The organism is Thermodesulfitimonas sp. (assembly GCF_052743955.1).
Genome location: NZ_JBRAIN010000038.1, coordinates 1 through 8367 on the forward strand (window position 1 = coordinate 1; position 8367 = coordinate 8367).

At 51.7% G+C, this 8367-nt stretch carries 5 protein-coding genes and 1 pseudogene; 5 read left to right on the plus strand and 1 reads right to left on the minus strand.

Annotation, left to right across the window (positions count from 1 at the left end; translation table 11 throughout):
* From ACUVTA_RS04720 to ACUVTA_RS04735, 4 genes are all read left to right on the plus strand, one after another.
* A partial coding sequence (locus tag ACUVTA_RS04720) for a glycosyltransferase (protein WP_445951821.1) occupies window positions 1–1733 on the plus strand: 1733 nt, incomplete at its 5' end.
* A 15-nt stretch (window positions 1734–1748) separates the two neighbouring features.
* Window positions 1749–4013, plus strand: coding sequence for a tetratricopeptide repeat protein (locus ACUVTA_RS04725; RefSeq protein ID WP_445951822.1), 2265 nt, complete (start codon window positions 1749–1751; stop codon window positions 4011–4013).
* 33 nt (window positions 4014–4046) lie between these two features.
* Entirely contained in the window at window positions 4047–4694 is a 648-nt protein-coding gene (locus tag ACUVTA_RS04730) for a class I SAM-dependent methyltransferase (protein ID WP_445951823.1), read from the plus strand.
* A 344-nt stretch (window positions 4695–5038) separates the two neighbouring features.
* Window positions 5039–6286, plus strand: a complete 1248-nt coding sequence (locus tag ACUVTA_RS04735) for a DegT/DnrJ/EryC1/StrS family aminotransferase (protein WP_445951824.1) — start codon at window positions 5039–5041, stop codon at window positions 6284–6286.
* A 62-nt stretch (window positions 6287–6348) separates the two neighbouring features.
* On the opposite strand, the pseudogene ACUVTA_RS04740 reads toward ACUVTA_RS04735, so the two are convergent.
* Window positions 6349–7143, minus strand: a pseudogene (locus ACUVTA_RS04740) (copper amine oxidase N-terminal domain-containing protein).
* A gap of 420 nt (window positions 7144–7563) precedes the next feature.
* Between ACUVTA_RS04740 and ACUVTA_RS04745 the strand changes: the two are divergent.
* Window positions 7564–8367, plus strand: an 804-nt coding sequence (locus ACUVTA_RS04745) for a hypothetical protein (protein ID WP_445951825.1), incomplete at its 3' end; no start/stop codon positions are given.

Genomic DNA, 8367 nt, shown 5'->3' on the forward strand with positions numbered 1-8367 from the left:
TGGAAGAGGAGGCTGAGCTGGCAAGGATAACCGCGGCGATCGCCCACGCCTTTGAAGGGGATTCCCAGTTTTCCCGTCAGATAAAAGAGGAGATTTTACCTTTTTTCCGGGGTTGCCGCCGGGTGCTGGATATCGGCTGTGGCCAGGGCCTTTTCTTAGAAATGTTGCGGGAGGTAGGTATCGAGGGAGAAGGGATTGACCTCGACCCTGCGGTGGTGGAGAAGGCGCAGGCCAAAGGCTTGCGTGTTCATGTAGCCTCGGCGCTAGAATTTTTAAGGCAAAACCAGCAGATTTATGATGGGATTATGCTCGGCCATATCATTGAGCACCTCCCTGGACCCGAGGCAGTAAGGCTACTCTACTATTGCGCCCGGTCTCTGCAGGATGGTGGGGTCATCGCGATCCAGACACCCAACTTCCTTAAACCGGAGGTCCACCTTCACATCTTCTGGTTAGACATTACGCACGTCCGTCCTTATCCACCGGTTCTTTTGGAAGCTATTTTACGGGCATTACATTTCAGCATTTTGAAAACCGGGGTTATGGAAAAAAGTAAAGAGTGGGATGTGCTGGTTGTAGGACGGAAAAAAGGGGCCGCTCTTTCTCAAAGGGAGGTTATCTGGCGAGGTCATATTTATGAGGCGAGCGGCTACGGTGATGAGGCCAGAGGCTTTATTTTTCTTCTTAACCGAAAGGGCCTAAATCTTAAAGTGATTCCTGAAGGCTTAAAAGAAGATACGAAAAAGATTTTGGCACCAGCAGAGCGAAAGGAGCTTCAATTTTTAGAGCGGCTTGTAGAGCCTGAACGGTCGGTAGTGATTCATCATCTCCCGGCGGCTGCTCTTGATGATAGGGTCCGCGGCGCGGTGAATATCGGGCGGACAATGTTTGAAACAGATCGCCTTAAACCAGAATGGGCAATGTATTGGGATTGGCTTGACGAGATCTGGGTTCCCTCGAAGTTTAATGTGGAAACGTTTAGCTCTTCCGGGGTAAAGCGCGAGAAATTGCGGGTAGTGCCTGAAGGAATTGATCCCGAAGTTTATAACCCCCAAGCAAAGCCACTTGATATTCGTGGCGGGAAAGGATTTGTCTTCTTATCCAGCTTTGACTTGCAGGACCGTAAAGGTTGGGATATCTTGCTTACTGCTTATCTCACAGAGTTTCGGCCGGAGGAAGACGTGGCACTTCTGCTTAAAGTATATAAACTCGCCCAAAGCCGGCCAGGGACGATCGAAAAGCGAATCTTTTCCTTTATTCGGCATCGGTTGGGTCTCAGTTTAGATAAGATCCCGGAAATAGTTCTGCTTAAAGGACATATCGAGGCTGACCGGATGCCTGGGCTTTATACCGCCTGTGATGCTTTTGTGTTACCCTCACGCGGGGAAGGATGGGGCCGGCCGTATTTGGAGGCAATGGCCTGCGGTCTGCCTACTATCGGGACGAAATGGAGTGGCAACTTGGAGTTTATGAATGAGGAAAATAGTTTTCTGATCGAGATCGAGGGGTTAGAAGATATTCCGGAGGATGTAGACATCCCGGTTTTCCGGGGGCACCGCTGGGCAAAACCCAGTATAGAGCACCTTCGCGAGCTTATGCGCTATGTTTTCGAGCACCGTGAGGAAGCGCGGCAAAGAGGCCGAAAGGCGCGTGAGGATGTGGTGGCAAAGTGGACGTGGGAGAGAGCAGCGGCGGTGGCGATGCAGGAACTGAGAAAGTACTTAGAACCTTAGGAAGGGGCTATTAAAATGGGGTTAAGGGTTTTAGAGTACCGACCTGAAGCGAAAGAGGCTTTAAAAGTGGTTTTTGCGGGGGAGTTTTTTACCCGGACCCCAGAGGCGGAGTTTAACCGAAAGCTTGCTTTGGCCCTTTTCGGTGAAGGGGTCAACTTAGGGCTTTTAAACCGCGGCTCACGAGATTGGGGTTTAGGTGAGGTAGAAGAAGGCCATTTAAGACTGCTCGAGTTAAGACTGCTCGAGCAGCTTGAAGAGGATTTGCTCCCAGAACCGGATTTTTGTCTTTGTCAAGAAAAAGAAGACTTAGGAATTTCTGAGACTAGGGTTTTTCGGTTAATAACTGAAGGGGCGAGTTGTAAAAGGGACGGTTATGCTTGTCTGGTAGCGGAACTAAAGCCTCACGGCTCTTCTTGGCGGGAGGCAGCCCAAGCTTTAAAAAGGCAGCTGGAAAGTTTACGTCACCAGCCCATCTCCTGGGAAATTCCGGGGGGCGATTTTGCCATCTGCTTTTTCATTGCGCCAACGCAGGCGCAGTTAGCGGAGGAAACGCGGCGGAGCTTGAGTTTTATGAATCCTGAGAGTATGTTGGTGCCCCTTTCTCTGGGGGAATTACAGGGTTTAAGTCCGGAAACTAAGTTATTGTTGTTAGAAGAGGGAGAAACTTTGGCGGTGGAAGATCGAGAGGCGTTCGAAAAGGTTTTCTTTAGCCCGGAAGAAAAGGTGACTTTTCTGGAAGTAATCCCTCTCGACGCGTGGGGTTTAGAGAACCTGGTAGTGCCTTCTACCCGGTTTCTTTCCAAACGGGTAGTGGAAGAGATACCGGCACCCGCAGATAGAGTGCCTCTTTTTTACCAAGGACGGTGGGCGCCTGTCCGGATTATCCGCCCCCAATTCCTGGCGGAAAAGCGTCGTCGAAGATTGCTTGGGCGCAACATCCCGGAGATTCCTGCCTACCACTACCACCACCTTTTAGCTGTGGATGCTTTGGCGACAGGAAGACCGAAGGAAGCGATTACCGCTTTTCAGGCGGCGTACCGGGAGGCGCCGGATCCTTACCGGGCACTGGTTTTACGGAACCTTGCTTTAGCGCTTATCAACCAGGGACGTTACGAGGAGGCGATCGGGCTTCTCCGGGACGGGAGAAAACTCTACCCGGCTTATACTGACCTTGGCTACCTCACCGGGATAGCCCACTGGAAGCAGCGGTGCTACGACGATGCTTTACAAGAGTCTCTTCAGGCCGTGGAAAAAGGCGAAGCGATAGGGTGGTATTACAGCGATCCCGGCACGGGGAATTACAAACCGATCTTCCTTACCGCTGAGATTTACCGAAAAAAAGGCAACTCCAATGGCGCTATTGCTGCATATCTCGGCAGTATAACCTATAACACGTATTTTTTGCCTGCTTTACAAAGGTTGGGGCAAATGGATCTGGATTCTCCCGCTGTTACTCGCAAAATATTAGAGTTGCTTTTCCTGCTTCTCGACCTTCACCAGCCGGAGGTTAAGGCGACGCTTAGTCAGAACCTGGAGCGATATAGCAAAGCCTTTACTTTTGAGTTTAGGGAACAGAGTTATTACTACTTCTATCATCACGATAACCGGACTTGGGAGAATGAAGCAGCGGTCGAAATACCCATTATCTGGAGGATTGTAAAAGAATCCCAAGACAAAAGGATTCTCGAAGTGGGTAACGTTTTGTCACGTTATTTCCCTGTATCGCACGATATTTTAGATAAATACGAAAAGGCTCTAGGCATATTAAACGAAGATGGCGTGGATTTTGTTCCATCTAAGAAATACGACTTGATTATAAGTATTTCTGCCCTTAAGCACGTCGGCGGGGGTGGGTACGTAGAAGAAGCAGAGAAGCTATTACGGGCGTTAGAGATATTAAAGGGGGTACTATCTCATGAAGGGAAGATGGTGGTAACGTTACCCGTAGGTTATAATCCGGAGTTGGACAAGATGCTTGCCGACGGTAGACTTTCCTTTACGGAATGTTATGGCTTGAAGCGTGTCTCTGCGGCTAACGAATGGGTGGAAGTACCCTGGCAGGAAGTTCTGGGGTTGGATTACGGAAGGCCTTATTCCGCCGCTAACGGATTGATTATCGGATATTGGGGCAAAATGTCGGGAGAGAGGGTTACTAAAGGTGATTCTCCCGGTCACGCCTCAAATATTACGGATTACTCTTCTTTATCGGTAGCGGAGATTAAGCAGTTAATGGATCAACGGTACGCTTCAGAGAGCGCATATAACAATGTGTGTTTATAGGATAAGGTAAGGGATTCTGAGCTAAATAGACACGTGATAGAGCTAATCACTCCGGTAACAGGCAAGAGAATATTGGAGGTCGGTTGCGGGGTAAGGGGCAGTGCCCCTTACGTTGGTGAAGGTGCGGAATTTGTTGGCACGGATTTGTCTGGGGAGGCTATAGCACGGGCCAGGCAGGCATTTGGTGATAGACCAAATTTCCGGTTTATTCCCATGGACGCAATGAATCTAGAATTTCCTGATTATTCTTTCGATATCGTACTCGCTAAGGAAGTAATAGAACACCTGCCCGAGCCACAAAAGGCTATAAAGGAAGCATTCCGGGTTCTGCGGCCAGGTGGTTTATTTGTTGTTACTTCGCCTAACCGGGATAGTCTTCACTTAAGGGTTAACGGGATGCTCGGCTACCCCGATTTTAAGTGCTGTTTCGATCATATTCGCGAGTTTACCTTTTATGAAGCAGTAGATATGTTAACGAAAGAAGGGTTTATTATCAAAGAAACAAGAGGGCTTTTTCTACAGCCTTATTGGGGCATACCAGGGATAGATATGTATGTGCGCCATTTGACGGATAATGATCCGCAGATGGTTGAGATGCTCAGAGAATTAGGAGAGCGTGTTGGCGCCGAGTATGCCTTTGGTTTCATTATTCTGTGCGTTAAACCTAGGCCCGAGGTATAGTCAAAGTAACGACTTGGTTGGAGTTTTATGAGCCGGTTATATTTATAATGCAGGTGAAACGCTCTTTTCCCTCACGAAAGATTTAATGCCGGGGCTGCTGGCGCGGGTTCCACTGGTGGCATTCGTCGCAATTTCTTGTTCCAGCAAGTGTGTATTCCCGCTATGGACGCGCTTTTGCGCCCTGCGGCGAGCGCAGAGAGGTGCCGCCACGGGCTGTAAATTTTAATGCCGCTACCGCTTGTTTAAATTGCCGCTTGCTCGGCTCAGAGGATATAATTATAATTTTAGCCAGGCTTGGGAAAATACTGCCTGTTTGGCGGGATATGATGCGGGAGGGAATTGTTTTGCGCCGAGAAGAGACGGAAAGGATCGCCGCACCGGGACTTCCTGCTATTGCTGGGGGAGAGCCGGTCCGGGAAACCCAGCTTCCGTGGAGCCTGCCGCACCTCGACGAGCGCGATGTGGAAGCGGTGGTGGCGGTACTGCGAAGCGGGCGGCTGGCCGCCGGGCCGCGGGTGCGGGAGTTCGAGGAGCGGTTTGCCCAGCTTCTGGGCGTGCGGTACGCGGTGGCGGTAGCAACCGGTACGGCGGCACTGCACGCGGCCTACTACGCGGCGGGGATCAGCCGCGAGGATGAGGTTATTCTTTCGCCTTTCGCTTCCCCGGCCGTTGGGAGTGCGGTTCTGTACTTGGGGGCGCGGCCCGTCTTTGCCGATATTGACGCGGAGACGCTCACCATTGATCCGGCGCTGGTGGCGATGAATATTACGGAGAAAACCCGGGCGGTGGTCGCCACCCACTTTGCGGGTTTCCCGTGCGCGCTGGAGGCGTTGCAGGAGCTTGCCTACAAGCATAACCTGTTGCTCATCGAGGATGCAACCGAGGCGTTAGGAGCGGTGTACCGTGGTAGGCAGGCGGGGAATTTTGGGGTAACGGCGGCCTTCAGCTTTCACCAGGACGGGGTTATTACCACTGGGAACGGCGGGATGGTGGTGACAAACGATGAAGATACCTACCGCTGGCTCCGCCTCTTTACTGACCGGGGGGAGGTCCGGGATGTGCGGGACCTGGTGCTGGCGGGCGAGGGGCCGTGGCACTATGAGGTGCAGGAATTAGGTTGCGATTACCGGCCAACGGAGCTTCAGGGAGCTTTGGGATTGGCACAACTAGCAAAACTCGAGACTTTTCTAAAGCGGCGGCGGGAAATTGCCGCCCGGTATAACGAGGCTTTTGCCGACCTTCCGTACGTGGAGCTTCCGAAGGTCCATCCGGACGCGGTGCCGGCGTGGCAGCTTTACGTTTTGAAACTCAACCTCGAGCGACTTCACGCTGACCGACGCCAGATTTTCCTGGCCCTGCTTTCGGAGCGGATTAAGGTTGGCGTCCACTATCTCCCTGTTTACCTGCACCCGCTCTACGGGTGGATCGGCGACCCGACCGTCTGCACACTGCACCAAGGGCCGCCTTGCCCGAAGGCCGAGGCCATCTATAAGCGTCTTCTTACTCTGCCGCTCTACCCGGCGATGACTGATGCGGACGTAGAAGAGGTGATCAAGGCGGTGCGGCGGGTGTTGATCTACTTCGCCAAATAATTTTAAGGAGGCCCCGGGGTTCCGGGGCCTCCGCTGAATGCGGCTTGTTTACTGCGCCGCCGTCAATTGATTACCACCGTTTGGGCGTCCTGGATCCAAGTGACATTCCCACCGAGCTGCTCCATCACAAAGCGGAGCGGAACCATGGTTCGCCCGTTGGTAATCTCCGGTGGGACACCGAGTTTAACCTCTTCGTCGTCTATTTTGGCCCGGGGTACGTTGGCCACAGGAATAATGGTTTTTTCGCCCTTCCTGATGGTTATGGTGCGCGTCTGCGGGTCTCAGTAAACATCGGCTCCCAGTTTGGTGGCGATGGCCCGGATAGGCATAAACGTTCTTGCCTGCACGAGCTGAGGCGGTACGTCGAAGGCCATCTTTTGACCGAAGGCGAAGACAAAAACTTGTTCCCTGTGCTGCTTCCGCCAGAGCTTAGCAAACTCCTTGTAAGCTTCTTTGTCCTGCGGGTTATCGTAGATCATTTCGGCTACGGTCGCGGCAGCTTCCTCTTCGTCCGCACACATCGCCTTTAATTCCTCCCAGAGGGCGAGCCGTGCAGCTGGGTTTTTAACCCTGGCGCGAATCTTTTCCCGTAGTAGCCTGGCCTCGCCCTTATTTTTAGCCTTCACTTCCATCTCGGTCCGGATTTCTTTTACGTCGTTATCTTCATCTTCGTAAGCATCTTCGTCAGCGGCATCTTTATCTTGGTTCTGGTAGACGCTGGTGCAAGTGCTATTCTGGTAGGTACAATCGCAGGTCGAACTTGAGCAGCTATTTCCGGTTGGGCTGGCCCAAGCAAGGATGGCGTAAATAAGCGTGAGAACCGCTACGGTAACGGCAATCATTATTGTTTTCCGCATAAGTAACTACCTCCTTTCGTCGCAAACGATATTAGCTGCGCCGCGCCTTAATCTGTTGGTACACTGATACGAAGGTTTACAGATTCGCCGCGGGGCTCTCATCCCTCCTTTCCTGCCTTCTACTTCATTAGTAAGTCTTTCGGCACATTTTTCCGGGGTTGAGTATGAAAATAGGAAAAAGGTCCTGGTGATAGGGGGCTAAGAGGCCCTTAAATGATAGGCTGCGGGTCGGAATTTGATGAAAGGCTGTAATCAAAGATATCAAGACCGATTGCTTTTGTGCCGATTAAAATCACGGGTCATCTGAAACCGACACGTGAAGGGGTGGTTGTTTTGCGCGGCTACGCGAAAGCACTCTGTTTGGGGGCAATGATTCTACTCCTCTTAGCCTTCTCGCCGGCGGCGTTTGGGGCTACTGCGGTGCCGGTAACTTCGGGAACTTCGTACGCGGTAAGTGCTTTGCCGGCAACGGGCAAGATCAGCGCTTTTAACGGGATGCTCGTGCTAAGCTATCCCAAGAACAACATATTGGTTGACCAATATAAACTTCCGGTAAGCGATCAAAGCGTTGCTTTCACTGTTTATTTGGGCGGCGGTGGAAGTCTTGACCCCCGCAGTTATGTTCTGGTAAGTAACATTTACCGGATTTCTGTGGCGCAGGGTGCTTACTTGCTTTACCCTGGGCAGCTTACCCTATCCTACGATTCAAGTGTTAACCCGGCGGTGACGGACCAATTGGCCATTTGGTATTCGCCTACGGTTACTGTGACGAGCGGTATTTATAAATGGGACGCAACGGCGGGGAATATCATTTTAGGAGGTCTTACCAATAGCAAGAATAACACCATTACAGCGCCCTTCCAGTTTAGTGGCAGCGGAACCGGCTACTACGCTGTTTTCTTGGCGCAGCGCTTCTTTGAGGATTTCAACAATCCGACTTACGGGTGGTCCACGCCGTGTGTTCTGCCACTCTGGGCTAAAGGCTTGGCTGAAGTGCTTCCGCTCGGGCGGACGGATAACTATTTTGGACTTGGTACGAATGTAAATCGGCTTGAGTTTGCAACGATGCTGGTCAGAGGTTTGGGTTATTCCTTAACGAAGGCGCCGGCAAGCGAAAGCGAGCAGATCTTTACAGATACTTTCGGAGGCGGAAGCGGAGAAAAGGTGCCGTTTTACCAAGCGTGGCCCGCAGATATCGATGCTTCTTACTTCGGTTTAGGCTAC

Excerpts from the sequence above, each read along its gene's own strand:
- ACUVTA_RS04725 (WP_445951822.1), top strand. The coding sequence starts at position 1,749 with ATGGGGTTAAGGGTTTTAGAGTACCGACCTGAAGCGAAAGAGGCTTTA.